Origin of the sequence: Ktedonobacter racemifer DSM 44963, from assembly GCF_000178855.1 — a bacterium.
Lineage (GTDB): Bacteria > Chloroflexota > Ktedonobacteria > Ktedonobacterales > Ktedonobacteraceae > Ktedonobacter > Ktedonobacter racemifer.
On record NZ_ADVG01000003.1, the window covers coordinates 2,485,958 to 2,512,483 of the forward strand.

General features: G+C 52.7%; 29 protein-coding genes. 10 read left to right on the forward strand and 19 right to left on the reverse strand.

Annotated elements, in window-relative coordinates:
• Positions 1 to 112: 112 nt before the first annotated feature.
• Genes tnpC through KRAC_RS39990 form a run of 3 tightly spaced genes read right to left on the reverse strand, consistent with a single transcriptional unit; the run spans position 113 to position 2,804 of the window.
• On the reverse strand, positions 113 to 1,579 hold the full coding sequence (gene tnpC, locus KRAC_RS39980) for an IS66 family transposase (RefSeq protein ID WP_007917218.1): 1,467 nt from the start codon (positions 1,577 to 1,579) through the stop codon (positions 113 to 115).
• 41 nt (positions 1,580 to 1,620) lie between these two features.
• Complete coding sequence (locus KRAC_RS39985; protein ID WP_052568967.1) at positions 1,621 to 1,872, reverse strand: RidA family protein; 252 nt, start codon at positions 1,870 to 1,872, stop codon at positions 1,621 to 1,623.
• Positions 1,873 to 1,886: 14 nt separating this feature from the next.
• Positions 1,887 to 2,804: a PhzF family phenazine biosynthesis protein gene (locus KRAC_RS39990; protein WP_007917220.1), complete on the reverse strand. Its 918-nt coding sequence runs from the start codon at positions 2,802 to 2,804 to the stop codon at positions 1,887 to 1,889.
• 298 nt (positions 2,805 to 3,102) lie between these two features.
• Between KRAC_RS39990 and KRAC_RS76920 the strand changes: the two genes are divergently transcribed.
• The 5 genes from KRAC_RS76920 to KRAC_RS40005 all read left to right on the forward strand — a co-directional run bounded on the left by KRAC_RS76920 (position 3,103) and on the right by KRAC_RS40005 (position 6,334).
• The gene (locus KRAC_RS76920; protein ID WP_007917226.1) at positions 3,103 to 3,366 is read left to right on the forward strand and encodes an Lrp/AsnC family transcriptional regulator; all 264 of its coding nucleotides are present in this window, start codon (positions 3,103 to 3,105) and stop codon (positions 3,364 to 3,366) included.
• A gap of 44 nt (positions 3,367 to 3,410) precedes the next feature.
• Positions 3,411 to 3,596, forward strand: a complete 186-nt coding sequence (locus KRAC_RS76925) for a hypothetical protein (RefSeq protein ID WP_007917228.1) — start codon at positions 3,411 to 3,413, stop codon at positions 3,594 to 3,596.
• A gap of 330 nt (positions 3,597 to 3,926) precedes the next feature.
• A complete protein-coding gene (locus KRAC_RS40000; RefSeq protein ID WP_007917230.1) occupies positions 3,927 to 4,694 on the forward strand; it encodes an SDR family NAD(P)-dependent oxidoreductase in 768 nt (255 codons plus the stop codon).
• A 154-nt stretch (positions 4,695 to 4,848) separates the two neighbouring features.
• The gene (locus KRAC_RS72305; protein WP_007917232.1) at positions 4,849 to 5,082 is read left to right on the forward strand and encodes a hypothetical protein; all 234 of its coding nucleotides are present in this window, start codon (positions 4,849 to 4,851) and stop codon (positions 5,080 to 5,082) included.
• A 97-nt stretch (positions 5,083 to 5,179) separates the two neighbouring features.
• Complete coding sequence (locus KRAC_RS40005) at positions 5,180 to 6,334, forward strand: RNA-guided endonuclease InsQ/TnpB family protein (protein ID WP_007917239.1); 1,155 nt, start codon at positions 5,180 to 5,182, stop codon at positions 6,332 to 6,334.
• A gap of 110 nt (positions 6,335 to 6,444) precedes the next feature.
• On the opposite strand, the gene KRAC_RS40010 is transcribed toward KRAC_RS40005, so the two are convergent.
• The 7 genes from KRAC_RS40010 to KRAC_RS40040 form a co-directional block, all read right to left on the reverse strand.
• A complete protein-coding gene (locus tag KRAC_RS40010; RefSeq protein ID WP_007917241.1) occupies positions 6,445 to 7,506 on the reverse strand; it encodes a hypothetical protein in 1,062 nt (353 codons plus the stop codon).
• A gap of 99 nt (positions 7,507 to 7,605) precedes the next feature.
• Positions 7,606 to 8,520 (reverse strand): ABC transporter ATP-binding protein, encoded by a 915-nt coding sequence (locus KRAC_RS40015; RefSeq protein ID WP_007917242.1) that lies wholly within the window; start codon positions 8,518 to 8,520, stop codon positions 7,606 to 7,608.
• A gap of 16 nt (positions 8,521 to 8,536) precedes the next feature.
• Positions 8,537 to 9,415: an ABC transporter permease gene (locus KRAC_RS40020; protein WP_007917243.1), complete on the reverse strand. Its 879-nt coding sequence runs from the start codon at positions 9,413 to 9,415 to the stop codon at positions 8,537 to 8,539.
• Positions 9,416 to 9,435: 20 nt separating this feature from the next.
• Positions 9,436 to 10,269, reverse strand: a complete 834-nt coding sequence (locus tag KRAC_RS40025; RefSeq protein WP_007917244.1) for a hypothetical protein — start codon at positions 10,267 to 10,269, stop codon at positions 9,436 to 9,438.
• Positions 10,262 to 10,840 (reverse strand): RNA polymerase sigma factor, encoded by a 579-nt coding sequence (locus KRAC_RS40030; protein ID WP_007917245.1) that lies wholly within the window; start codon positions 10,838 to 10,840, stop codon positions 10,262 to 10,264. Before KRAC_RS40030 ends, KRAC_RS40025 begins: the two co-directional genes overlap by 8 nt.
• 125 nt (positions 10,841 to 10,965) lie before the next feature.
• The gene (locus tag KRAC_RS40035) at positions 10,966 to 12,216 is read right to left on the reverse strand and encodes an IS66 family transposase (protein ID WP_040445764.1); all 1,251 of its coding nucleotides are present in this window, start codon (positions 12,214 to 12,216) and stop codon (positions 10,966 to 10,968) included.
• A gap of 74 nt (positions 12,217 to 12,290) precedes the next feature.
• Positions 12,291 to 12,581 (reverse strand): hypothetical protein, encoded by a 291-nt coding sequence (locus tag KRAC_RS40040; protein ID WP_007917247.1) that lies wholly within the window; start codon positions 12,579 to 12,581, stop codon positions 12,291 to 12,293.
• 477 nt (positions 12,582 to 13,058) lie between these two features.
• Between KRAC_RS40040 and KRAC_RS40045 the strand changes: the two genes are divergently transcribed.
• The 5 genes from KRAC_RS40045 to KRAC_RS40065 all read left to right on the forward strand — a co-directional run bounded on the left by KRAC_RS40045 (position 13,059) and on the right by KRAC_RS40065 (position 16,917).
• Positions 13,059 to 13,679, forward strand: coding sequence for a hypothetical protein (locus KRAC_RS40045; protein ID WP_040445766.1), 621 nt, complete (start codon positions 13,059 to 13,061; stop codon positions 13,677 to 13,679).
• 212 nt (positions 13,680 to 13,891) lie between these two features.
• Positions 13,892 to 14,587: a GntR family transcriptional regulator gene (locus tag KRAC_RS40050; RefSeq protein WP_007917249.1), complete on the forward strand. Its 696-nt coding sequence runs from the start codon at positions 13,892 to 13,894 to the stop codon at positions 14,585 to 14,587.
• Positions 14,588 to 14,718: 131 nt separating this feature from the next.
• The gene (locus KRAC_RS40055) at positions 14,719 to 15,099 is read left to right on the forward strand and encodes a cupin domain-containing protein (RefSeq protein ID WP_007917251.1); all 381 of its coding nucleotides are present in this window, start codon (positions 14,719 to 14,721) and stop codon (positions 15,097 to 15,099) included.
• A 64-nt stretch (positions 15,100 to 15,163) separates the two neighbouring features.
• Complete coding sequence (locus KRAC_RS40060; protein WP_007917253.1) at positions 15,164 to 16,171, forward strand: Gfo/Idh/MocA family protein; 1,008 nt, start codon at positions 15,164 to 15,166, stop codon at positions 16,169 to 16,171.
• Positions 16,168 to 16,917 (forward strand): sugar phosphate isomerase/epimerase family protein, encoded by a 750-nt coding sequence (locus KRAC_RS40065; RefSeq protein ID WP_007917254.1) that lies wholly within the window; start codon positions 16,168 to 16,170, stop codon positions 16,915 to 16,917. The genes KRAC_RS40060 and KRAC_RS40065 overlap by 4 nt, the downstream gene beginning before the upstream one ends.
• Positions 16,918 to 16,928: 11 nt before the next feature.
• Here KRAC_RS40065 and KRAC_RS72310 read toward each other — a convergent pair whose 3' ends face one another.
• From KRAC_RS72310 to uraD, 9 genes are all read right to left on the reverse strand, one after another.
• A complete protein-coding gene (locus KRAC_RS72310; RefSeq protein ID WP_157507607.1) occupies positions 16,929 to 17,111 on the reverse strand; it encodes a hypothetical protein in 183 nt (60 codons plus the stop codon).
• Between the two features lie 603 nt (positions 17,112 to 17,714).
• Complete coding sequence (locus KRAC_RS40070) at positions 17,715 to 18,131, reverse strand: DUF3830 family protein (protein ID WP_007917256.1); 417 nt, start codon at positions 18,129 to 18,131, stop codon at positions 17,715 to 17,717.
• 46 nt (positions 18,132 to 18,177) lie between these two features.
• Positions 18,178 to 20,382: a xanthine dehydrogenase family protein molybdopterin-binding subunit gene (locus KRAC_RS40075; protein ID WP_007917258.1), complete on the reverse strand. Its 2,205-nt coding sequence runs from the start codon at positions 20,380 to 20,382 to the stop codon at positions 18,178 to 18,180.
• Positions 20,379 to 21,779: an FAD binding domain-containing protein gene (locus KRAC_RS69620; RefSeq protein ID WP_007917261.1), complete on the reverse strand. Its 1,401-nt coding sequence runs from the start codon at positions 21,777 to 21,779 to the stop codon at positions 20,379 to 20,381. Before KRAC_RS69620 ends, KRAC_RS40075 begins: the two co-directional genes overlap by 4 nt.
• 22 nt (positions 21,780 to 21,801) lie before the next feature.
• Entirely contained in the window at positions 21,802 to 23,157 is a 1,356-nt protein-coding gene (locus KRAC_RS40090; RefSeq protein WP_007917262.1) for an allantoinase, read from the reverse strand.
• Positions 23,144 to 24,412, reverse strand: a complete 1,269-nt coding sequence (locus KRAC_RS40095) for an allantoate amidohydrolase (protein ID WP_007917264.1) — start codon at positions 24,410 to 24,412, stop codon at positions 23,144 to 23,146. The genes KRAC_RS40090 and KRAC_RS40095 overlap by 14 nt, the downstream gene beginning before the upstream one ends.
• Before the next feature lie 3 nt (positions 24,413 to 24,415).
• A complete protein-coding gene (gene uraH, locus KRAC_RS40100; RefSeq protein ID WP_007917266.1) occupies positions 24,416 to 24,784 on the reverse strand; it encodes a hydroxyisourate hydrolase in 369 nt (122 codons plus the stop codon).
• A 48-nt stretch (positions 24,785 to 24,832) separates the two neighbouring features.
• The gene (gene pucL / locus KRAC_RS40105; RefSeq protein ID WP_007917268.1) at positions 24,833 to 25,774 is read right to left on the reverse strand and encodes a factor-independent urate hydroxylase; all 942 of its coding nucleotides are present in this window, start codon (positions 25,772 to 25,774) and stop codon (positions 24,833 to 24,835) included.
• A gap of 105 nt (positions 25,775 to 25,879) precedes the next feature.
• The gene (gene uraD, locus KRAC_RS40110) at positions 25,880 to 26,431 is read right to left on the reverse strand and encodes a 2-oxo-4-hydroxy-4-carboxy-5-ureidoimidazoline decarboxylase (RefSeq protein ID WP_007917271.1); all 552 of its coding nucleotides are present in this window, start codon (positions 26,429 to 26,431) and stop codon (positions 25,880 to 25,882) included.
• Between the last annotated feature and the right edge of the window lie 95 nt (positions 26,432 to 26,526).

The following is a 26,526-nucleotide window of genomic DNA, read 5'->3' on the forward strand; positions in this document are numbered from 1 at the left end:
ATGAGAGCAGAAAATCAGGACCGCTTGGGCAGTTGAATACTTCTCCTGGGTAACTCCTCCTTCAGCACCAGCTCTGGGAGAATCTCCATATTTGCGGCGAGGAGATAACTACTCAGGTCCCTGGTTCCCAGGCAATGGGAAAAGGAGTCCCTTCAAAGACCGCTGCCATGGCGGCCAGCATGGAGCGGCCTTGCTTTCTCATGGTCGAAAGATAACTGCGAATGACACAGAAAGCCGTAGCCCCTTCGCTACTGCAAAAGGTTCCAGAAATCTTTTGTTGGACTTTGATCATCCGTAAATCGCGTTCCGCAAGGTTGTTGCTAAAAGGCAGAGTCAATTCGTCCAGGAAAGCAAGCACCTGTTCAGCCCTTGCCAGAAGAGCATCCAGAAGATTTTTCGCCTCCGCTTGTTTGCGCCGCCCGGGTTTCTTGGGAACCGGCTTACTCGGCGGGGAAGCAAGGGTCTGCTGGGCGGCAAAGCCCTGTCGGAGGATCTCAAAATACTGGAGCACCAAGGAGTCACGTTCCGCTTGAGGAAGCACGCGGGCACCCATGGCACGAAAACGAGCAGTCGTCTCTGCCATGCGTCGCAGCAAATCGTGCATCTCTCGCGCCCAGAGTTGGTGGTCACGTTCGGCGATCAGCAAGCAATCCCGTAAGAGGTGGGCCCCACAGATGCTATGCTCACATACGTAGTGATCGTAGCTGCTCAAACGATCATGCATCGCTCTTCCCGAATACTGCGGCAAGATGCCAATCGCATCCATTGCTTTCTGTCCCCGGTTACGGTGCCAGTGGTAGAGGGTCAACCACCTTGTGGCATTGACATGAAACCAATGCCACAGCCCTTTGACTCGCCCGCCCGTTTCATCCACATGATCCAGCCTCTGTGCCAGCAACAACTCTTTGATCCGCAGTATTGTTGGGCTAAGCGTGCGAGCTGCCTCCTGGATCCAGTTGGCCAGCGTCCCCTCCGAGATCCTACAGGAGAGCAGATCAAGAAAGAGTTCGCCGATGCGATCCATCGGCAGCAATTGGTACTGCGACAAGTACACCCCGAGGGCTTGCACGCGCGGTCCATAGCCAGCGGGTGCATTCACTCCCATGGGAAAGCTTCCAACGCTCTGATGTTGACACACTGGACACCTGATGACTTCCACCTGATGTTCCGTCACCGAGAGACGCAGCACGGGGATCTCATGGATTTGTCGGCGTTCCTTCACCTGCCCGGCAACCTCTCCCAGATCGCAGTGGCACGCCTCGCAATGACTTGGTCGATGGATGATCACCTCATCGGGGTTCTCCACCTGCTGGAGCGCGTGTCCAGGGTGACCTGCTTGCCCACCGTTCAGCTTGCTGCTCGCTGCATGTGGCTTTCCGTGGCGTTTGAAGCCGTCACTCGACGGCGGCTTGTGACTGTTGTGACTATCTTTGGCCAACCGTCGCTCTAACTCTTCAATCCGCAGCAGCGCACTCATGAGCAGCCCTTCGAGCTCCTCAATGCGCTGAGTTTTCCGCGTCACTTCTTCTTTGAGTTCGGCGTTTTCTTTTCTCAGTTGGCTCGCTTCTTCTTCTGTCATGCTCGTAGTGTATCAGCCTTGTCTATCCCTCCTGAGGAGACCTAAGTAGTTACCACGTGAGTGAAATCAAGGCCAACCGAGGCCAGTGCCATCTTGAGATTTTCAAAGACTTGTTGAGTTTGAGCGCGGAAATCATGGGGGCCAACGACCTGCCCTGCCAAATCAAGAGCGACTTGACCAGCAATGAAAATGATTCGCCCCCGCGTGATCTCAACCACGTGGCTATAGCCTGCCGCAGAAGTCGACAAAGTGGATGGATTCAAGAAGCGCATATTGGTTGGATGAGTTGCCATAGTGTTTCCTTTCCTTAGAGCCGTAGCACGCCCTCAGCCACCGTCACACCTGAGCCACAGATGCTCACCTCATCGCCATGCAAACGTATCTCAATACGGCTTGGCCGCGCCAGATCATACCCCTGCTCGATCGTTATCGTTACCCAAGAGCCGATGCGGCCATACTTTGCCAAGTAGCAGGCGAGCGGGCCAGCCGCAGTCCCCGTAGCGGGATCTTCGACAATCCCTTCCGTAGGATTGAAGAAACGTGTATAGGCTGCGGCAAGCGGATCAACTGTGTCCAGGCTGAAGAGATAGCAGCCTTGACCACCGACCGAGCGAAGATGTTGATACAGACGTTTCGCGTCTGGTTGAGCGCGACTTATGGCTTCACGGCTCTGCACCGGTACCATCATATGTGTAGCCCCTGTGGAAACGACCTGCGCAGGTAAGCCCTCGACAAACAGATCGGATGACTCCAGGCCAAGCGCTGCTGCTAACGCCGCTGGATCTGTATGGATGGCTCCAAATGATGGTGCGGTCTGTCTCATGCTGATGGTCGTTGGCTGCCACGGTGCTCCCTCTTCTCTTTTTTCCGCCAATACTTCCACTGCGAGAACCTGTTCCCCTATCTCCTGTTGAAAGACGGTCCGAGGTCCAGACAACTTCAGTTGGCCTGCTTCAGCCAACCACCACCAGGCCCCGAGCGCATTATGGCCGGCACCTCCAACCTCTATACCCACTGGAGTGAACGAACGTAGACGCCAATCGGTCTCCTGCCTGGTTGGAGGGAGCAGAAAGGTGGTCTCAGACTGGTTAAACTCGCGGGCGATCCTCTGCATGGTCTCTTGGCTCAAGTCCTGCGCATTCACCACCAGAGCGAGCGGATTTCCGCTCAGTGGCTCCTGTGCAAAGACATCAATTATGTAGAAATGAATATGTTGTTCTCCTATTAGCTTCTCCTTCTCTTACCTTATGGCGGCTCATCTCATGCTGTGATGGTACTCTGATCCCTTGGTGGTAAAGTGCAAGGTCTCGTGATGATGTGCGCCCAAAATCCCATCCAGCAGGCACGCATACCCTTCTTTCTTTCTCTCGGAGAGTAACAAAAGGCAGAAAGATATTCTCAATGGCTTTGCGGACAACCTGCTTGTTCTGCATTCCCAGTATAGCGTCATTTTGTGATAAAGTGGAGGGTAAAATGCAAGCACTGATCCCAGAAAACTTCAGATATCAAAGGAAAAGTAAAGCATGGCTTTAGAAACCAAAAAAATCCTTGATGAGACGAATTGGCAACTGATCGAGGCATTGCAGCAGAATGCGCGCCTCTCCTATAGTGAATTGGGGCAACGGGTAGGACTGACTGCGCCCGCTGTCGCCGAACGTATGCGCAAGATGGAGGAGCAGGGAATCATTAGGGGCTATCGCGCTGAGGTAGACCTTGCTCAGCTCGGTTTGCCCATTGTGGCTCTGGTTCGCTTAGTGCCAGCGGCAGACTTCACTGTCGGAGCATAGCTTCCGCTGTCAGTGAATTACCAGAGGTCCTTGAGTGTTATCGCATGGCAGGTAATGATCAGGTGTTAGTCAAGGTAGCCGCAACCGCAATCGATCACTTGGACCGCGTCCTTGACCAACTTGCGGTCTATGGCCAACCTTCTACCTCGATTACGTTCTCCCAGCCCCTGAAGCAGCATGTCGTCACCAATGAGATGCTGGAGCAAGAGAAAAAGGAAGTGAACGCCTGAGTGCTTCGACGAATATGAGATTGTAAATCCCAAAATTCAGTGGGGCAATTTCTGTATCGCTAGGTGAAAGAGGCGACCTCTCCAGTGTCAGACGTCTGAGCTGCAAGAGGAGGCGATCTGCTCTCTATCCCTACCTCAGATAATTATACAGAAATTACCTCACTGAATGGCTCTGGCCCAATTTAGGTGAATGATGAGCTTATCTTTCTGGCTTCTACTATTTTTCAAGCTCGGATTCATGACATCGGCGAGCTTATTGAAGACCTTATCACCTAAATTGAGCCAGAGCCACTGAATTTTGGGATTTACACTAGTGTAATAGAGGTGTAAATGTCCCGAGTATTCATAACCGGCTCGACTGACGGCCTTGGTCTTCTGGCAGCAAAGCTTTTGGTTGAGCAAGGGCATGCAGTGGTGCTGCATGCACGCAACAGTGAGCGAGCTACTTCTGCACAAGCAACGCTCTCTGAGGCAGAAGCAGTGGTGATTGGTGACCTTGCGAGTAGAGCGGCGATGATGCACGTTGCAGAGCAGGTGAATGCGCTTGGAACCTTTGATGCGGTTATCCATAATGCTGGTGCCCGCTATGATGAACCTCGAATTGAAACGGCAGATGGTCTGGAGCATATGTTTGCTGTCAATGTCCTTGCTCCCTACATTCTTACTGCTCTTATTGCACGACCCGCACGCTTGATTTATCTGAGTTCCGATCTGCATCGTAGGGGGGAGCCTGACTTTAAGGATTTGCAATGGATGCATCGTCACTGGGATGGGACGCAAGCATATGCTGATTCAAAGCTCTTTGATGCGGTATTGGCTGCTGCGATCGCTCGGCGATGGCCAAATGTCTTCTCAAATGCCGTTGGACCAGGTTGGGTGCCCACGAAAATGGGTGGACCAGATGCTCCCGATGATATGGCACAAGCTTCGGCCACACAGGTCTGGTTGGCGACGAGCAATGAGCCAGCCGCCCACGTATCTGGTAAATTCTTCTATCATAAGAAGTTAAGCGAGACTCACCCGGCTGTTCACGACGTAAAGGTACAAAATCAGCTGCTCGCTGCGTGTGAATCGTTGAGCGGCGTATCCCTATCATAGTTTGTATAGTAAACGAGGGACGTGCGAACTTCGGTGGGCCATACGTGACCGGAGGTGGAGGTGCTTCCGCAAGTTCATCTTCGTCAGTCGTGGGAGCTTCGATTTCCTGCGCGGGAGCAAATTCGGTGGTGCGCAGGTCAGACGGAGAAAACGCTTGCCCCAGTTCCAGTCGGATATTCCATACCCACTGTGCCAGGAGTTGGGCAAACTCCTGGCCCCACGGCGTGTGCGAGTACCAGCGATCTGCGTCTTGCTCTTCATCTTCATCGGCCAGCACCGTCTCAAACGAGCCACGATGCAGATACAAGTCAAGGGTGTCCGAAGCCGTAAACGCCGGGGAGGGAAGGGTACTCATAAAGAGTTTGGAACAGTATTGAAAAAGCGATGAGAATGCATTAAAATGTAGGAACGGAGAATAGCCATTCTCTTGCAGAATACAGGAATGTGATAGAAGCGAGCGGCCGTGTTGGAAAGGGAAGATCAGGATGATCAAAGCCCACAAAATACGCCTTCATCCTACAGAGGAGCAAAAAACCTATTTTGCCAAAGCTGCAGGCACCTCGCGCTTCGTTTGGAACTGGGCACTCGCTGAGTGGAATCGGCAATACGAGGCTGGCGAAAAACCTACCGCCTTCAAGCTCAAGAAGCAGTTTAATGAGATCCGGAGAGCGCAGTATCCCTGGACGTGGGAGGTCACCAAGAATGCCTCTGATCAACCCTTCCTCGATCTGGCAAAAGCCTGGGCCGCGTATTTTGACGGCTTGAAACAGGGAAAAAAGACCGGTCGGCCCACATTCAAGAGCAAGAAGAAAAGCAAACTGAGCTTTTATCTCGCCAACGATCAATTCGAGCTTGGAGACCATCGGATCTGGATCCCCAAGCTCGGCTGGGTGAATATGGCAGAGACGTTACGTTTTGTGGGCAACGTGAGAGGTGCGCGCATCACCAAAACAGCAGACTGGTGGTTTGTCTCCATTCAGGTCGAACTCCCCGACCCTGTCCCAGTGAAGAAACCAGTCGCTGTTGGCATCGACGTGGGGCTGAACCGACTGGCCACCTTGAGCACAGGAGAGAAGGTCGAGAACCAAGCCTTCCTCAAAACCGCGCTCAAGAAACTTCGTCAGGCGAACAAGCGGCTCCATCGTCGCAAACTCGGCTCAAAAAATCGAGAGAAAGCTCGCAGACAGGTGGCACGACTCCACTATAAAGTGACCTGTCTGCGTGATGATGTGCTCCACAAGCTCACGACCCAGCTTGCCAACTGTTATGGGATCATTGGCATCGAGGATCTCAACCTCAAGGGGTTGCTCAAGAATCGGCAGTTAGCTCGCTCGTTCTCCGATGCTGGGCTAGGCAAACTGTTGAACCTGCTTCTCAGCAAAGTCGGGCAGCGCGGTGGACAGGTAATCAAGGTAGGACGCTTCTTCCCTTCGAGTAAGGCCTGCCACTGCTGTGGGTGGAAATGGGAAGCGATGACGCTGAACGATCGCACCTTGGTCTGCCTGAATCCATCATGCCCCTATTATCAGTGCGCGCAGGACCGCGATCATAACGCAAGTCTGAATATCTTGAATGAAGCCCTTCGCTTGATCGGGCTCATTGATCAAGCCGTCGGCGGTACTGGCTCGGACGCGACGTGAAACGTGCCTGTGGACTTGGTGTAAGACGGCTCACATTGCGGTGTGAGCGCGACTGGGAACGAAGCAGGAACAACGAAAGGTGTGGTAGAGCTATGCGTGCATATGTTTTACTACATTAATTGGAGCAGTTCGTAGACTACCCTGTCGCGGAGGGTGCCAACAGTGGGGTCAGCGGATGCCCCCGCATGAGTCGCAATGACCAGGCGCATCTCAGGTCCAGTCGGCGTCAAGGGCATAGACGCGCAATCGTAGAGCGAGCGCTGCATGTGACTCTCTGGATGAGTGCTCACGTGATCTGGGGGACGAGCAAGTATCTGCTGGACAAGGTCCAGATCGAGGAGAAGGTAGGCGCGACTTCTGGTAATGACACCGAGGCCAGCCGAGAGCACATCAAGCAGAGGCGCTGCGTCACCATACAACCCGTCTAATCGCACGAGCATGAAGGCAGGGGAAAGGCCAAGTTGTTTTGCATAGCTCGCGATGACTGCGATGGCTCGTCGCAACTCCCCCCGGTAATCCCCGTTGCCAGGACTGCCGAACGTGCCGAGAAACTGGTGCGTATGTGCCTGAAGCACAACAGTACGGGTACGAACCACTTCTCCTCGCTTGCGACCCTGATAGCCCGGCGCGCAGACCTGATCAAACCGACGATGAGGAGCAGGTAAGGAGTCTGTTTGTGGCAACGCGCGTTGACGAACTGCTTGTCGGGTTCCATCGACATCCATCACCAACCACTGCGCCCCTCGCCGATCAAACAGGCCACCAGGGGAGGAAAACGGCGAGCGCGCAAGCAGATCCTTTTGAAAAAGCGTCCGCAAGGCTTCTACGGTAGGCTGATCAAGGGCAGCGAGAAAGCGGGAGAGCGTGGAGCGATGGGGCAAGTGGTTGCGCCCAAAGAGAGCCATGTAAGCTTCTGCAAATGGGGCGAGCCGTTCATAAAAAGCCTGCAGGGTGGGTTCGCCCGAAATCGCATAGCCGAGCAGTACGACGGCAAAATCGATGAGGTCATAGGTGCCAAAGCGGGTCCGGGCGAAGCGCACCTGTTCCTCAATCGCTTTCAGGATTCCTGTATGCGAAAGTACCTGAGCAAAGGCTGCCACTTCTCCCATCCAGGATGGGGTTGAGGGCGAGAGTTCCGTCGTAATCTGGATGGTAACGGAAGGATGTGTCATTTGGCCAGCTTGTCCTCCAGGCGCGCAGAAGGAAGCTCTTGATAGATACGGTCTCGCACATCAAGTTGCCTTCCACGCGCATGTGCAATGGGTTCTTCCTCACACCGGCTTGGAAGAAGGAAAAGGCTCGGTCCCCACTGCTTGCCCTATCCCTTCCTGGAAGAGCAGATACGCTTCTTCCAGGGTGGGAGTCGCCGGGAGGGCCTGGGGATGCGGCTGATGTGCAGCCAGGATGCGTGTCTCAATGCTGCCGCCACGAGGAATGGCACTGCTCACGCGGTAGCGTGCGCGCATGCGCTCAAATTCGGCCTGGGGAACGATCAGGGTCCACAGAGCCTCGGCGGCGTCAGCCAGCAGCGCCTCTGGTGTGCCTGTCCAACTCAGGCGTCCGTGATTCAGCAGCGCAAGGTGGGTTGCCGTTGCCTCGATATCGCCGATGATGTGCGTCGAGAAAATGACCGTGCGCTCGCCGGAGAGCGAGGGGAGCAGTTCGCGAAACCGGACACGCTCGGCTGGATCAAGGCCCACAGTTGGCTCATCAAGCACGAGCAAGCGTGGTTCGTTGAGCAGCGCCTGGGCAATGCCGAGGCGGCGGACCATGCCGCCAGAGAAGGTTTTCAATCGCCGCTCAGCGTCCGCAGAGAGACCGACCATCTCCAGCACTGCTTCGACCCGCCGACGCAGCTGTGCCCCACGCAGCCCCTTGAGTTCGCCGAGATAGTGCAGTAACACCCGCGCGCTGATCTGCGGGTAGACACCAAAGTCCTGGGGGACGTATCCCAGCACGCGGCGCACTGTCTCGGGATGACGAAGGATATCCTGACCATTCCAGATAATATGGCCCTCTGCGGGCCGTAGCAGGGTCGCCAGCATCTTGAGCAGGGTGGTCTTGCCTGCGCCATTGGGACCCACCAGGCCAAGCACACCGGCCTCCATGCGCAGCGAGAACTCGCGCAAGGCCCAGCGGTTGCGCTCATAGCGTTTGCTGACAGTATCGATAATTAGTGTTGGCATGATCGCTTTCCTTTCCTCATGCGTGACGGCGCAGTGTATGCGTCCCGTAGATGGTCAGAACGAGTAACAGCAAGGAGAGGCACAGGAAGAACAGGCGATTCCAGAGAAACATGGTGGGAGTAGGCGAAGGCGGTATTTCTGCCAGGGAAAGGTGCATGACTGGCTGAATGAGATTGGCTGGCGGTGGACCATCCTGGCGCAAAACCGGATGTTGAAGTAGGAACTGCATGATTGGAGTGGGGCTTGTGACAGGTCTCGCTGGTGCGAGAGAAAAATGGGAAAAAAAGGCGGCGGTAATATCGAGCAGTTGGGGAATGGATTGGGTGAGAAACAAAGGCAGAACCCAGATGAGGAGGACGGCCAGAGAGGCAATGGCCCGCTGGCCGTGTGTGAGCGTAATACAGGCGAGCATGAAGGTTGCACCAAAGGTGATCGGCGTCAGCATCAGCCAGGCCCAGCCGGTGAGATAGACTTGTGCTCCCATCGGCGGGTAGTACGCAGGCGCAAACAGCAGAAAGGCGGATGAATTCGTGGCAAAATGATCGATCAACAAGGCAGAAAGCAGGCCAGAGCCAGCGAGCAAGATCAGGCTGGCCAGTCCAGCAAGGTATTTGCCGCAGACGTAGCTCTGTGTTGCGACAGGAGTACTCAGAACAATCCCATCCAGGCGCTGGGCATGATCGCGGCGGATCTGGTTGCCGGTGTAGAACGTCAGGATGACCGAGAGGAAGAAGCTCGTCGTCCCCAGGTGCGCCCAACTCGACCAGGGTTCGTTGCGATTACTGGAAGCGCAGAGGGCTCCGAGGAAGAGCATGACCAGCACCATGAGCCAGGCGCCCCAGTTGCGCCAGATCAGCCTGAATTCCAGTTTCATGACGACCCAGAAGTTGTACATACATAATCCTTTCATGGTTTCTAAAAAGCGCAGAAGCGCTGCCATTTTGGGGCAAAAGTGGTAAATACAATCAGAAGCAGGAGGCCGAGCGCGATCGTTGCCAGGTGAGAGGCAAGCGAAAGCGTGTCCTGCGGCAGAGAGAAGAATGGCTTCACGATGCCTGGTCCGTTTTGTTCAGCCAGGGCAAGCAAGCCCAGGAGCATCCAGGGCAGGCCGCCGATCAATGCGGCCAGGCGTACATTGCACAGGAGCGCGATGGGCAGCGAGATGGCCGTGAGCAGGAGCAGCGGAGCCAGCCAGGCTAGCAAGAGATTCCAGAAGGGGGCGAAGTGCGCCAGGGCAAAGCCAAGCGTGGCAACAAGACCAAGCAGGCTATCAAAAACCAGCAGAACCAGACCCAGGCTCATGCTGGTTTGCACGAACGTGACCGGGCAGCTTGCCTCCACAGCGCGTAATCCCGCCGATGGCGCGTGTAACGCGTGTGTCAGGCCGAACACGGCAGCCAGAGGAAGCAGGAGAATCAACAGCGTTATGAGGTCAGAGACCGAGAGAGACCGGGAAAGCCCGATACCAGCCAGGAGCAGCAGAACGCTAGCCATCCAGAACCAGGGGCCGAGCAGGTACACGCGCCAGCGTGTCAGAACAGCTATGCGCCAGAGATGAGGAGTTCCCTCCTTGTGCGTGTCTTGTGCCTGAAAAGCGGCCTCTGTCAGCAGTGTGTGGATCAAGCGCGCCGTCTCGGTTGAGGACGGGCGTGGGACCGGTTGGGCCGCATAGCTGTTGACGACGGTTTGCAAGTCAGGAGGGAGTTCATCGCGCTGAGTGAGAGGCTGATCGAACGAATGGTTATCCATGGCGTGGTCCTCCTTGTGTGCTCCCCGTGTCGCGTGCTTCCCCTTCCAGCGAAGCACGCAGCAGACGCAGGGCGGTGAACGTCCGGCTTTTGACGGTGCCGGGTGGGATCGAGAGAATTGCTGCGGTTTCCTGAATGCTCAACTCCTGTCCAAAGCGCAGGCTGAGCACCTCGCGCTGCTCCATACTGAGATGCGCGAGCGCTTTGCGCAGATGATGGCGTCGTTCCCAGCGCTCGAACCATTCCGCTGGGTCTGGGTCGCGAGCCTGGATGGCGGGCATCTGGGCACGCAGTTCGACACGGCGGGCATAGGCGCTGGTGTAATAGTGGCTGGCCAGATGATGAGCGATGGTGTAGAGCCAGGGACGGAATGGGCGAGGATACTGATAGCTCTGCGCCTCGCGAATCAGCCGGAGGAAAGTCTCCTGAACCAGATCTTCGGCCAGGTGCGTATCGGTCAAAACCCGATACAGGTGCGCGAGTAAAGGGGCGTGGTACCGCTGGACCAGCGTTTCCAATGCTCCTGTATCGCCGTGCTGCCAGGCGCGAAACAGATCTTCGTCGGTGACCATGGCTTCTCCTGTGTCCATTGAAAAATACAGAAGAGCAAGGATGTTTGCTCTTCTGTAATCTATACCGGACAGATGGAAAAAGGTTCATTCTCTCTGCCTTCTGGAAGTCAGGAGAGAGATGGCTTTCACCTTTTGCTGATGAGCTTATCTCGTTGCGTAACTCGTGGGAGCAAGGCGTCCAAGAGATTTTTGGCTGCACTCTGTTTGCGCCGGCCTTTGCGCTTTTGGCCTGCATCCTCAAGAGGAGGTGGTTGGGCGGCATACCCTGCCGCCAGGATCTCAAAATAGCGTGCCACCCATTCATCACGCTCAATAGGCGCCATGGCAGGAACGCGCCGGGTGCTCCACTCTTGGGTGGCCGCATGCAAATCAAGCAAGAAGGTGTGCATGTCTGCCGCCCATAGCTCTTGGTCTTGCTCGGCCAAGGCAGCGCAATCACGCAGGAGGTGAGCCCTACAGATGCTGTAAGCGCAAGGGTACGCGTCGTAGCTCGCCCATCGATCATGCATTCCCCGGCCTGCAAAGCGCGGCCAGATGCCGATTCGCTGCATGGCTTCTCGCCCTCGCGAGGCGTGCCAGGACAGGTGGGTCAACCAGCGTGTACAACTGACATGGAGCCAATGGAGCAGGCCATAGACGTGGATGCCTGTCTCGTTCCCGTGCAGCAAGCGGCTTTGGGTGACCAATTCAGCGATACGCTCTGTTGGCTCCAGACGCGAAGCCGCCTGTTGTACCCAACGCAAGAGCGTGCCTTGCGAGATCGAGGCTCCACACATCTCTGCGAGCACATCGCAGGTCCGAGCGACCGGAAGCAGTTGGCCCTGGTGCAAATACACCGCCAAGGCTTGCACGTGAGGCCCATATTGCGCCGGAGCGCTCACCTCTTTGGGAAACCCTCCCAGCGTGAGATGGTGACAGTTGGGGCAGCACACCGCTTTCACCTGATGTTCTCGGGCCAACAAGCGGATGGCTGGCAGATCCAGCACCTGACGGTGCTCGACAATCACACCTATCACCTGGTGCAAATCGGTTTGGCACTGCTCACATGCATGTGGTCGGTGGGACATGATCTCATCGGGAATGGGGACCTGCGCGAGCGTGTGTCCAGGATGACCAGGTTGGCCTCCTGTCGTTTTCGTGCTGGCTTGCCGCGTGCTGCGAGGCCGCTGCTTAAGTCCGTCGCTCGATGGCGGTTTACTCGATGTTCGGCTGTCTTTGGACAAGCGCTTTTCCAACTGCTTCACGTGCGCTTTGAGGCCCTCGACCTGCTCTCTCAAAGGAAGCAATTCGGCAACCAGTGCCTTGAGCAGGACATTTTCTTCTCGGACAGCCTGCAATTCTTCCCGAAGGGCTTGCAGTTCTTCTTCTTGCGTCATACGTTTACTGTAGCTGGTTTTTCTGGTTTTGACAAATCCCAAGGGGACCTAGGTGGTTACAAAATTTGCATAATTCAATTTACAATGTAATCGAGATACGGGAAGCGATGGGAAACGACCAATTCAAGCATGCGTGGCAGAAAATGTTTCAAATCGTTCACATCTCCCCAGGTAGTCAGGGCTTTGAGTGTGTAGCGCCGAAGATCCTCTTCGGTAAGTTCGCGTAGGGGTTTCGAGGCGATTCGCTCTTGGTCCTCGTGTGAAATGCAATGTGGGCAGCCTTCCACAGGATGGTGCAAGAGATAGCTTGAAAAGGTCGTATAGATATGCTCGATTGTTTCTTGCAGTGTTATCGTAGCATTCATAATGCTCAACCTTCTGAAATATCTTGCCTTTTCCAGTTGGGACGATCATCAGCATCTCTGCTGCACAAGCGGTAGATGAAGCGTTCTTACGGACAATCAGCTTGCGATAAAGAACGCAATTTACAACTCTCACAGGGAGTATACCAAATAGAGAACGCCTTTCCCAGAGACTTTCGTACCTGTGTTCACGCTTCCCGCCGAGTGCTCGCTCTTCTCCCTAAAACCTGCTCGCTCTTCTTCGCCTTAATTACCAGTTGGAAACGCTAGCGTTGTCATCCGGTCCATGAGTGCTCGAGGGTCATTGTAGCACGGTGCTTTTTCCTGTGCTCTGCCTCACGCAAAAAACTTGCTGCACCCCAGGTGAAAGGGCGAGGTCGTGAGCCTTTCTCGTGGTCGAGGCCGTCCAGCGGCTGTGTGCTCTGGTGGACTGTATGAGCCTGGAGATTGAGTAGGTGAGTCAAGAAGTTCGGCAAGGCAGTGAACGAGGCGGTAGAACGGCGCTATGGCAATCTGAAGGAGTTGGTGCGTGCCACGCGCGAGAAAGTCAGTGTGCATAACTTTCGTGGGATGTATGCCCGCATTGCCTGTTTCTGGTCTGTGCCCCCGATGGTGGCCGATATCACGTATATGGCACAGATCCAGGGCCATCGCTTTGTGCTGGAGCCGCGAGTGGAACCCGGGACGTCACCCGAAGAAGTCGAGAAGATCCGCCTCCATTATGCCAGTCATGCCAATTATGCGGATTATAAAATTGCTGATAAAGATGGCAACATTGACGGACGCCCGGGCGTGCGGTTAGGGCAGCCTGGCGTCACGGTCCTCGATGCCTTCCGCAAGGAGTATGAAACGTGGGAGGAAAAAGAGCATCCAGAGCAGCTTCACCCCACAGTCATGCTGAAGAAAGGTCGAAAGAAAGCGGCCAAAGAGAACAAAACGGGGTATTCGACCTTCAAGCCGACCATCCAGACACGAGCATGGGGTGATGATTTGCGCGAAGGGATGGCTCGTCACGAGAAGCGTGAGATCAAGGATGATGAACTCTTGCGCCGAGCTTTTGCGGTGTATAAGAAGTGTACAAGACAGGATAGAGAAGATTAAAGACTTATGACGAGCAAGGCGATTCTGTATGCTGGTTGTCATAGCCGTATATTTATGATACAATATACAATATACAATATACCAAGTCAATAGTTCTGCATCAGGAATGCGCCATTCAGCAAAAAATCGGGGAGTATTCAAAACAGGACTGAAGCGTCTTGATACAGTAAAATATTCATAAATAGAATCAAAAATCCTGATGGAGGAACTCAATGGAAGAGAGTACTGCGATGGACGAATTGGAGCATCATCCTCTCAATCGACGCATCTACTATAAAGTTCGTGATCTGATCGCGTCGGGCCGTATCCCACCGGGGACACAACTCGATGAGCGCTCATTAGCAAATGATCTGGCGGTAAGCAGGACTCCCCTGCGCGAGGCTATTGCCACGCTTGTCGAAGAGGGGCTTGTCGAACGTCGCCCGTATCGCGGCAACTTCGTGCGTATGTTCACTGCCAAACAGGTGAACGATCTGTATGTGGTGCGCAAAGTCCTTGAAGGGTTGTCCACACGTCTGGCAGTTCTTTCGTTAACGGAAGAAGACCTGGACAAGATTCGCTCTATTCTTGATGAGGCACAACAGGCCCTGGAAGCGGGCGACATGGCGGCGTATAGCACTGCCGATGCACATTTTCACGATACTATCGCCCAGATGTCGAGAAACGAGACACTGATAGAATCCATTGGTCGCCTCAAACGTCAGATCCAGATCGTACGTTTGGGAGCCAATCGTGATCCCCAGGTTGTGGCACGAACTGCGCTTGAAAGACCTCACATTCTGGCGGCACTGGAAGCACGCGATGCTGATCTGGCGGCTCGGTTGATGGAGGAACACATCGATGGAGTTCGTCGTTCGATGGTAGCACAACTCCAGTCATTGGAGACACCAGAGGAGAATCTCTCCTGATCTTTCTGTATTCATCCCGATGGTAGTGGTATGGACTATCCGCTCTGGTATAGCAGTAAACATCTACTGCCATTTTCATACATATATTGCCCATATATTCATGACGCCCATTATGAAAGGAGCCTTTGCTGTTGGATAAAAATGTTGTAATCAGACAGGTACAAGAGGAGAACACCGATCGACTCGGTTGGGGAAGCCTCTCATGGCTGGTTGGTGCTACTCAGATGCCGGGGGCAGAGCAAACATTCGGGATTGTTACGATCTATCCAGGGAAACGTAATCCATTGCACCTCCATCCCAATTGTGAGGAACTGCTCTACGTCATCTCTGGCGAGTGTGAGCACAAATTGGGAGATGAATTCTTCTCACTGACCCCTGGCTCGGTCATTCGTATTCCTCGTGGTATTCCCCACTGGGCCCGATGCACCAGCACTGAACCATTGGTAGCCGTCGTCTCTTTCTCGTCAGCAGATCGACAGGCGGAGAGCCTGGAAGGGGAAGAAATCGCTTAAGAGTAGAGATCAGTACAGCTAGACGTAGAAGTCTTAACGACAAGGTAAAGGAGGTCGATCAAAGATGAAGCAATTTCGTATCGCCATTGTTGGTTGTGGTAATATTTCGCGTATGCATTTTGATGCTTACTTGCCCCATCCTGAACGGATTCAGATTGTCGCGGCATGCGACACCGTTCCCGAACATGTGCAGGAGGCACGACAGAAATATGGTTTTGCTCAGGGCTTTTCTTCTCTTGAAGAGATGATCGAAGGAGCCGAATGGGAAGTCGCGGTGGTATGTACCCCAACAAATGTTCGTAAGCAGGTCGTCGATACGCTTGCCGCCGCAGGCAAACATATCTTCGTTGAGAAGCCCTTCGCTGATAGCTATCAGGGTGCTCAACATATGGTCGATACATGCTTACAGGCTGACGTGAAGCTTGCGGTCAACCAGAACTTCCGCTATCACTATCCCTTTGAGATGGCTCGTCAACAAGTAGCACAAGGAAGAATTGGCCACGTGGCTGCTATTGTGCATCAGGATCTGATGTTCCGTCAGGATGCTGGATGGCGCATCCTGCAGCAACGGCACGCGCTGGCTATTATGGGTATTCACTGGTTCGATGGTTTTCGCTGGATTCTGGGCGACGAAGCAACATCGTTGACCTGCACGCTCAATTCATCGAAGGCCATTCAGTGCACAGGCGAGACTGAGGCATCAATTACGGTGAATTTTGCCCAGGGTACCTTGGTCTCTTATGTGGAAAGCTTTTCAGCTCCCAGGGGAAGAACGGAAACGATTATTCTTGGTGAAACAGGTGAACTGGTCCTCAACTATAAGGAGATGAGTTTGTTTGACCGAGACAACCGCGATACCCCTCGTGAACAATGGGAGAATCCCTATCGTGGCGCCAATAAACCAAAGGCGTCTTTTACTGGCCTAGACCAGTTGTTGACAGCGATTGAACGGGGTGGTGAACCGGCGAATAGTGGTCGCGATAATCTGAAGACAGTTGCTCTACTGGATGGTTCCTACAGATCAGCGGAGACACTGCAAGCAGTAAATTTTCGTGAGGGGATGCCACTATGAAGATGGCTTTTTCCAAACCAACGGCCGATGCAGATGAGCAACAATTGTTGTTCTCGCACTTTCGATCCGCTGGTTATGGTGGACTACAGTTGAAGGCTGGTCAGTACCGCGAGTATGTTGCTCAGTCGGAGCGCTTCCTTGAGAAGTGGGGAGATGATGCCAGAGACCTTGCTTCTGGATTGATCACGGGAGGGTTGCTAGACGAAGCGGGCATTGCTGATCTGCGCGCTCTTTTCAAGTTCGCCCAGGCCGTTGGATCTGAACGGATCATCTTTTGCCATGCACAACCCAGAGAGGGCCTGTCAAATGCTGATATCCAGAGCTATGCGTGCATTCTCTCAGATCTGGGTAAAGAAGCGCAACAGTATGGAATTGCTTTATCGCTACATCATCACTATAACCAGCCGGTCATGTATCGCCAGGACTTCGCAGTATTTTTTGATGCCGTGAGCGATCAGACAATCAAACTTACAGTTGATACCGCGCACCTTATCAAGTCTGGCATCGATGATATTGCGGGCATCATCCGAGATTACCGGATGGTCCTCGACAACATGCATATCAAAGACATTGCCGATAATGAATTCAAAGTCCTTGGTAAGGGAACTATTGACTTCACGCCGGTATTCGCCGCGCTGCATGATGTTGGATACCAGGGATGGCTCTGCGCCGATGAAGAAAGTGGCGACGACCTTACCGGTGCGATGGAAACCTGTGCACAGTTTCTTACATCCCACTATGTGTAATATGTTGGCATTCAATCAACGACTAGCTTGCGGTCGGCGCGCGGGTCTTTCCCTGACGGCGGATGCATTTTTGCACATTGATGCATTGGTCGCTCCACTCCCAACGCTCGCCGCTGACGCCGTGACTGAGCTCCAGCGGCTGCTTGCTGCAATTCCTGGTCGTGTTGTGCGTTACGCATTTCATTGGCGCGCATGAGCGCGCGTTGTACCGCGGGAAATCGTACCTATTGGTATGATTTCCATCCTCGCGTCTCTCGACCATTCTGAAAACGGTATTGTCAACTTAATCAAAACTGTGGAGCTTATACATGAGAAAGGGACCGCAAAGTGGGGATAGCGCCCTTTTTCTGGCCCTGGTTACTGGAGAATCATGGCTCATGTGGCGTCGAAGTGGTGAAAGCTCATCAACAGAATTTTTTACGTTGACAATACCCTCGCGTCCCCATCACGGATACCGTGACTTTTCCCTGGCTCCTCTCCCTTGATGGTTCGCGTGACAACGCGAAGCCAACGCTTCCTTCGACGCGCTTCGTTGCGCGATCTGGATACAGAAGACTCACATCATCAACGCGGCTCATTCATCAACCCATCCAATAACAGGGGGGGCCAACAAGACCTTTTCCCTACCATTCTGATGGAGCGTTCTGCGTTTTGATGAAGCGTGCAGCTCGCCTTTCACCGTCTTCCGAGACTCACACTTCATAGTGCATCCCCCCTTTTTCAGAGGCGCCGCAGGCGGCGTGAGTGAAGTTCCTGAGTAGTGAGGAAAAATAATAAAGGAGATACATACTAGATGCTTACATGCTCTCAAAGAGAATGTCTTGCGCTCCCTCCCAGAGCACTTTCTTTCCCAAATCTTTGAACTGTTCATTCCCAGAAATAATGGTTAAGAAATGATTGCCAGCTAACTGACCTACCTTACTGGCAAACATAGCTGATCCATAAGGAAACAGGATCTCAGTCTCACTGTATCCACCGGGATAAAGGAGCAACTGACCCGCACTCGGATGACTGGTATGGTTCTCAAAGTCAACACCAATGTTGAAATCACCTAGGGGAATCCAGGCAGCCTCCCCACTCCAACGTGCATGAATCACTTTGTTTTGAAACGGGAGAAGTTTGCTAAAAGCCTGGCACGTTTTGGGTGCATCCTCCTCTTCAATACGAGCAATAAATTCAAATTGATTACCAACTATTATGCGTAATTTACTCATCGACTTTACCTTTTAACCTCCTACTAAAACTATCAAAAGAAGAATGTTACGTAGTTTCTCGCTCCCGATCGGCCTTCATAGAAATTGCTTTCAAAACACGTTCGGGCGTCATTGGCTGTTGCGTTAACCAGACGCCGGTTGCTTCATGAATAGCGTGAGCAACCGCGGCAGCAAAAGGTACCAACGGCATTTCCGCCATACCTCGTGCCCCAAAGGGTCCATGAGGATCTCCAAGTTCTAGAATGACGGGTGTGATCTCAACTGGCATGTCAAGGACAGTCGGTAAAAGATAGGTACTCAAATGAGAAGTGAGAACACGTCCATTCTGCACCTGAAAGTGCTCCAAAAGCGCATAACCTAGCGCCTGCGCCAGACATCCTTCTACCTGACCAGTAACCTGCTGCATATTAATTGCCTTACCAACATCGTGCACGCTGATGACACGCAGTACCTGCACTTGACCAGTCAGCAGATTTACCTCTACTTCAACAGCCTGTGCCGCATAACCATAACAATAATTCGGCGTGCCAGTATAGGTAGCAGGATCAATGGGCGTTGTAGCTGGTGCCTGGTACTGCACAGTTGCTCGCGCCTGATAATCATCCACATAACTCCACTGCTCACGCGCTTGCTTAGCGGCATCATGGACAGCGCGACCAGCCATAAAGGTGAGGCGCGAAGCCGAAGCACTACCCGCATTTGGTGCTTCATGACTGTCATCACAAATTAAGGTAATGTTGTCGGGTGATAATTTGAGGACCTCCGCCGCAATCTGCCGTAACGCCATTTGCGACCCCTGCCCAACATCAGCCGCTCCGATACGGATTTCCGCTCGCTCTAATTCCGCTTCGCCAAAAAGATCTACGGTCGCCGTGGAGCGATCTTGAAAGCCAAATGAATAACCAACATTTTTGATACCACAGGCCAGGCCGATGCCACGTCGTAGATGTGCTTCTGCAGGCTGTTTCGCACGGAACGGCTCTCGACTTACCCGTTCATAGCCCCACCGCAGGCGTACCTCCTCAAGACAACGTTCAAGGGCAGGAGTGGAACTAACTCCTTCTGGCAGAGGTAAATTCGTGGGCTCAAGGCTCCCCTCACGATAAAGGTTACGCAGACGTAACTCAGCGGGATCCATATCCAAAGCTTGAGCCAGGCGCGTGACCATAGTTTCGCACGCAAAATGAGCCTGAGGAGCACCAAAACCGCGAAAAGCTCCACTAGGTAGATTGTTGGTGTAGACGGCATACGCATCTACAAAAATATTAGGGATTTCATATGCTCCAGTGACGAATACTGCGATATCTTTGACAACTTCGACACTTGTAGAGGCATATGCTCCCCCATCAGCGATGGCTTTCGCCTTAACTGCGGTAATTTGGCCCGCTCGCGTAGCACCCCAACGGCAATAAATATGTACAGGATGCCGCTTGTGATGAGCAATGATCGATTCTTCACGGCTCCAGACAAGCGCGACCGGATGGCGAAGTTTCCAGGCTGCCAGCGCGAGAAGATGTTGAATTGAGAGATCCTCACGTCCGCCAAACGCCCCCCCAATAGCTGCATAGCGCACAATTACGGACTCTTCCGGTAATTCTAATATAGCCGCAATCTGCCGGCGATCCTCATGCAACCACTGGCCAGCGGACACTATGACGACGCGCCCCTGCTCATCGATATAAGCCATACCTGCTTCGGGTTGTAAAAACGCATGCTCCTGCCAGGATGTCGTAAATGTTTCTTCGAGGACGACATCCGCCTGTGCAAAGCCCTGATGAGTATCACCTTTCCGTAGAGGAAAATGAAAAAGTTGATTGCTCCCTCGCTCCTGATGAACCAGCGGCGCATCCGGAGCCAATGCAGTATGCACATCGGTAACAGCAGGCAGATCTTCGTAGGTAACTCGTACATACTGGGCGCCTCGTATTGCTGCTTGCTTTGTCCTAGCAACAACTACTGCAACCTTATCCCCTTCGAAGCGCACCACATCATCACAGAGCACCGGCTGGTCGGCTTCAATCAAGCCAAACGCGTTATACGGTACATCCCGTGCGGTCAACACAGCAATGACATCCGGCTGCGCTAGGGCTTCACTTGTATCGATGGCAAGGATACGAGCATGAGGGCGCAGCGCGAAAACGACCTGAAGCTGGTACATATCTGGTTTCACCAGGTCAGCGGGATAATGGCTTTCTCCGGTAACTTTGCTAAAAGCATCGGAACGTGGCAAAGCAGTGCCTATGATACTCATCGTTCTTGACCTCCCGCCTGAGGTTGTGCCAGAGCATCCAGAATTTTACGATAACCAGTACAACGACAGATATTTCCGCTGAGCGCACTACGCATTTGCTCCTCATTGGGAGAAGGACACTCGTCCAGTAGTTTCGCTCCCGCCATAAGCATGCCAGGAATACAAAAACCACATTGAACAGCCGCGCTGTCAATAAAAGCTTGCTGTAGAGGATGCAGTTGTCCGGACGTACCCAGACCTTCAATCGTGGTTACTGATCGTTGATGTACCTGGACAGCTGGCACTAGGCAGGACATGACTACCTGCCCATCTAACCAAACAGAACAAGCGCCACATTCTCCTTCAGCACATCCTTCCTTCGTCCCTGTCAGACGCGCATCTTCTCGTAATAGATTGAGCAATGTTTTCTGTTGTGCATTAGAAAAACTATATGACCGACCATTAATAATTGTTTCGATGGTGCCACGGAAAGGGACAACTTCACTCCCTTGCGCATACGCATCGACAATTGTCTCAAGCAAGATTGGACGAGACCGTGTATCACGCTCTTTCCTGGAAAGCGTCACCAGTCCTTGCTCGAGCAGATTTGTTACTGTAAGCAAACGATATGCAGCGGAGGCGCGCACATCATCAATAGGTGCGCAATCATGCACGACGAGTTGTGCTGCTTGCTGACAAATGGCGGCTTGTAATCTTTTCCCTAGCAGAAATTTCTCCACGTTCATCGCACGCACGACGGTAGGCGCGACACAGCCAAGCGTAATACGAGCATCACACACGAAATCGCCTTCAAATGAGAGCATCAATGCAAGATTAATAACAGAGATAGCCTGTGCGCGTCGTAGACCTAATTTACTAAAGAGCCCACGCCGTTCAGCAGCGACGATAGGTACGCGAATCTCTCGCAAGAACTCATTACTTCGTAGTTCCGTCCGACGTACGCCACGGTAAAATTGACACAATGGTATTACTCGCTCACCAGCACTGGTAGCAAGCACCAGTTCGGAGTCCAGAGCCAGTAGTGGAGGAATGGTATCATTCGCAGGCGAAGCCGTCAGGATATTACCGGCAACCGTCGCCCGGGTGCGGATCTGTGGAGCTCCCACTTCACGACATGCCTGAACCAGTGGAATGGCATACTCCTGACAGAGAGAGGATTGCAGAATATCGTTATGAGTTGTCAGTGCCCCCATAGAAAGATAATGATCATTGATTCGTATGTACTTAAGTTCACGCAGCGCACTGACATCAATAAGTGTCGTTGCCGGCCTCACACCGCGTTGAAGTTCCACTAACACATCTGTGCCACCCGCGACAAGTCGCGCTTCCGCACCATATTGTTGCAGAAGTTCTAACGTTTCAACCATGGTGGTTGGTTGTAGACATGTCTGCCACATAAAACAACCTTCTTTCTTCTACCTACGCAATTCCTGGCGTAAGCAACCGCCCCTTCACACCCTCACGAAACACTCCACCCTGATACACAGTCACACCACGTACCAGTGTGCGTACCACTCTCCCCCGCATAGTCCTCCCTATAAATGGGCTATGTGCATGGCGATAGTGAAGATCTTCCGCTTGCAGCATCGTCTGCGACTGTAAATCCACGAATACCAGGTCCGCATCAGATCCCACAGCCAACTGTCCTTTTTGTGGTATGTGAAAGCGTCGCGCCACAGCCGCAGAGGCTAGTGAGACAAGCAATGATAATGGAATTTCACGGGCCACATAGCCCTCTGTGAGCAATAGTTGTAGCAAAGATTGACAACCAGAGATACCACCCCAGACCTGAAAAAAGTTATCAGTGGCTTTCATCGAAGCAGGTGCAGGTGAATGATCCGAACTGATCAACTGGATATTCCCTTCACGCACTTGCTGCCACAATAACTCCTGTTCGCTTCGGGCACGCAAAGGAGGAGCACACTTCGCAACTGCCCCCAATCGCTCAACATCATCCTCAGTGAGAACCAGGTAATGCGGACAGGTTTCACAACTCACATCCACCCCTCGTTCACGAGCTTCAGCAATCAGAGCAACGCCACTTCCGCAACTTACGTGCACAATATGGAGCGCACAGCCAGTCTCCTCAGCGATGCTGATTGCACGCGTAATCGCATGTAATTCCGCAACAACGGGGCGAGAGCCAAGATAATCGCGCACGCCTGTACGGCCTTCAGCCATAGCCTTACGGGCTAATTCGCTCGTCATCAGGTCGTCTTCAGCGTGCACCGCGACCAGTTTTCCTAACAGTGCTGCTTGCTGCATACCTTTAGAAAGCACATCATCATCGACTGACGAAAAATCCTCTATGCCACTCTGACTCATAAATGCTTTATAGCCAACGACTCCACATGCCGCCAATTCCTCAAGTTTGGAGAGATTCTCCGGGACCAGCCCACCCCAAAGTGCGAAATCAACCAGCGCCGACGCTTCTGCCGCTTTTCGCTTCAATGTGAAGCTTTTTGCATCCAGTGTTGGTGGTGAAGCGTTTAGAGGCATGTCAAAAAATGTGGTCGTCCCACCCGCAGCAAGAGCCCTCGTACCAGTTGCAAAGCCTTCCCATTCTGTACGTCCTGGTTCATTGAAATGAACGTGCGCATCTATCACACCTGGAAAAATGTGCAGACCCTGAGCGTCAATCTCTGCGCGAGCGCTACCTTCTAACTGTGGTCCAATCGCACGCAATCTACCTGCCTCTACCGCAATATCAGCAACTTCCATGCCAAGTGGTGTCACCAGCGTCCCATTGCGAATCAAGAGATCATATACGCTCATCTTCTACCTCTTTCGCGGTCAGTTTTAGAAAGCGCTCTAGAGCGACAATCGCCGCTGCTACGTCTTCCTCCAGGACCGATTCCGCGGGATGATGACTGATGCCCCCTTTGCAACGCACAAACAACATGGCAATGTCTGTCAATGTACTCATGGTCACCGCATCATGCCCTGCTCCACTGGGAAGCATAAAAACCGGATACTTCTCCTCTAGTAGAGCCTGTCGCCAACGCTTGATCAAGCTAGGAGCGCAGGAGACAGTTGGACTACGCTGAACAGGTTGCCACGCCAATGTAATGCCTCGTTCTCTACAGATACGATCCACTCGTTCACGCAATTGGTCTGCATAAAGATCACGTTTCGTATCGTCTTCGTGACGTATATCCAGACTCAACGTAACCTCTCCGGGAATAACATTACTGGCACCGGGCTGCACCTGCAACTGACCCACCGTCGCAACCAATCCAGACTCACGCTGTCCCAGCATCTCAGCCGCCAGCACAAACTCAGCAGCCGCGCAGAGCGCATCATGTCGTTGCTTCATAGGCAGAGTGCCCGCGTGACCTGCCTCACCCTTAAACGTTACAAGGATACGCTGTTGTCCAACAATACCAGTTACAACCGCTAGTGGCAGTTGCTTCGCTTCCAATACGGGTCCTTGTTCGATATGCACTTCACAATATCCGAGCAGCTCCTCGGGGGACCAGCGTGGCGACCTGAGGAGTGCAGGATCAGGATTTCCACCAAAAGCGCGCAGTGCATCCACCATTGCAATACCGTCTTCATCCCGCAACGCTAGAGCTTGCACATCGAACGTCCCCGTAATCGCTTTACTTCCGATATACACACTCTGGTAGCGCAGCCCCTCCTCCTCAGCGAATCCAAGCAACTCAATAGCAAAGGGCAAACGTTCACCACGGGCATACAATCGTTCCAGACAAGCTAACGCGACAAGCACGCCGAGTAGACCATCGTATTTCCCCGCGTTCCGAACCGTATCCAGGTGAGAACCCAGCAACAATGTTTGCGCTCCCGCTCGATTGGATTCATAACGCCCAATCAAATTACCTACCGCATCAATCTGTACCGTCATTCCCGCTGTACGCATCCAATTGGCAAATAACTCATGAACCTGGTGCATAGGAGGTGTCGCGAAACGACGTGTCACACAACCTGCCTCCTCACTACAGGTAGCAAGCAAATCACAGCGCTCCATAACTGTATGGGCAACGCTATCAGGCATCGCTATCTCTGACATACACTAACTCCCCCTATAGGTACTATAGGCCCAGGGCGACACTAGCAAAGGTACATGATAGTGTGCCTCCACGTCCGCAATACCAAAACGCACCGGTACCAAGTCAAGAAAAGGGGGGTTCGGTAGCAGCAGACCACGAGAGATAAAATAGGCATGCACCGCGAAAAGAAGTTCGTAATAACCCACGACAAGTTCCTCTCCTTGCAAGAGCGGAGTTGCCGTACGACCAGTATCTTTTGTATGCACGGTCTTCAAGAGTACTCGCTGCTCATGCTCTCCTGATAGCGTCAGGCTCCAGAGCTGAATCTGCATATCAGCCGCAGGACAGCCATGCATCGTATCAAGAACATGTATCGTCAGCATGCCAGCCATAAGACTATCCCCAAACTACCAATAAACTCACGATAATGAAAAAAAAGATCATACCTTTCGACTCAGCGTTAATTTAATATCACCATAGGCCGTAAAAGGATCAGTATAGACTTTTACCTTATCATCCGATTCGGAGGTCATCACCAGGTCACGAGTATAATTTTGCGCGTCAAAACTGACTGTAGCCAGTTGTGGGAAACGCTCAAGCAGGCGACATCCCATCTCATGCACTAGGTGCTGGATTGACTCACTCACGAAATCATCGAATACGACCTGAACGACATCACGCACCTGCTCAGCGGGGACATAGCCAGACATGTCCGCATTCAAGAGTGAAGCCGCATTAGTATAGGTCCAGTACACATTCAGATGAATAAAGAGTGGACGGTCAACGCGCTCAGCCAGGGTCGTATATTCATCACGAATAAAACTTGTAAAAGCACTGCCAGTAACCTTAAATAATTCCATATTAATACGTCCGCAACGATGGGTAGTCATGACCGGCTGTTCACCATCGTGCGTGAATGCCATCGTTGCCACAGCAACATCATTGTGCGAACGAGAGAATAATACCGCGCTCTCAGTAATCCCTTTCCCATCCTGTCCTGGTCGTTGGATAGGTAGAAACGAGAGTTCGCGTGCGGAGAGACTCAAATTCTCAATCTGGGGATAGGTGAGCAGAAACCGTCGGCCAAGGTGATCGAGAAGTTGTTCAAGCGTAGAACCCTCAAAGTGTAATCCCTGGTGTAGAATAAAATTCTTCATACTGTCGGTCGCAACGACATTCCGATTATCACCCTCTGTATAGGAAGGTAAAAAATTGCGACCAGTAACCTCAACATCGACCTCGGTCGCAAAGAGTATATTAGAACGACCGGTGTAGGTCGATTCCGGAATTGCCTGAATACCGGACAACGGTTGAGCATAGACACGATACAGTGGGACGCGGATTTTCCCGTAGCTGATAGCGAAGTCATAACTCCTGTCCATGACATACCCTTTAGTGTAAAAATAAGAGCAAGAATTGGGCAACAAAGCTGGCTAGAAGTCGCATCTCGATCTCATATCCTCATCAACGCATCTCAAGCAGCGCAATCAATGTGCCGTATCATCGGATTTAGTGTGCACTGTGCACACTAAATCCTGTAAGCGCAAAGCACAGATTTTCGCGACTTCACCCAGGGCAATGGTAATTTCTTGCTCACGTGTATGTTGCAGGCGCGTAACAAAACCGGCCAGGATACTATCCTTTTTGTTCTCGCGTGCACAAATAACAAATGGGAAACCAAAACGAGCACGATAAGCCTGATTGTAGCGTTGAAAGTTCGCAATCTCTTCAGGCGTGAGACGATCAAGGCCAGCAGCAGCCTGTTCGCCCGTGGAAGCAGGAGAAAGTGTTCCAGCTAGAGCAGCTTGCCCCACCAGATCTGGATGCGCACATAACAACGCAACCTGTTGCTCAACTGGAGGCTGATACATAATGCTACACAATGTCTGATAGAGCTGATCAACACTCTGAAAAGGGCGTGCGGACCATGCGCTGGCAACAATCCACGGTGGTCCCTCAAAGAGTCCACTCAACTCCTGAACAAAGGCACCCTTATCAAGAGCATTTATCTCTTGTAGGATAATCTTTTGTGTCGCCATACCGGTTCCTTTGAGTGAGCACAATGAAGGTTGAATGATTTATGGGGAGTATCAATTGTGAGCACACGTCTTTCCAGTGCATCAATCACAAAGAG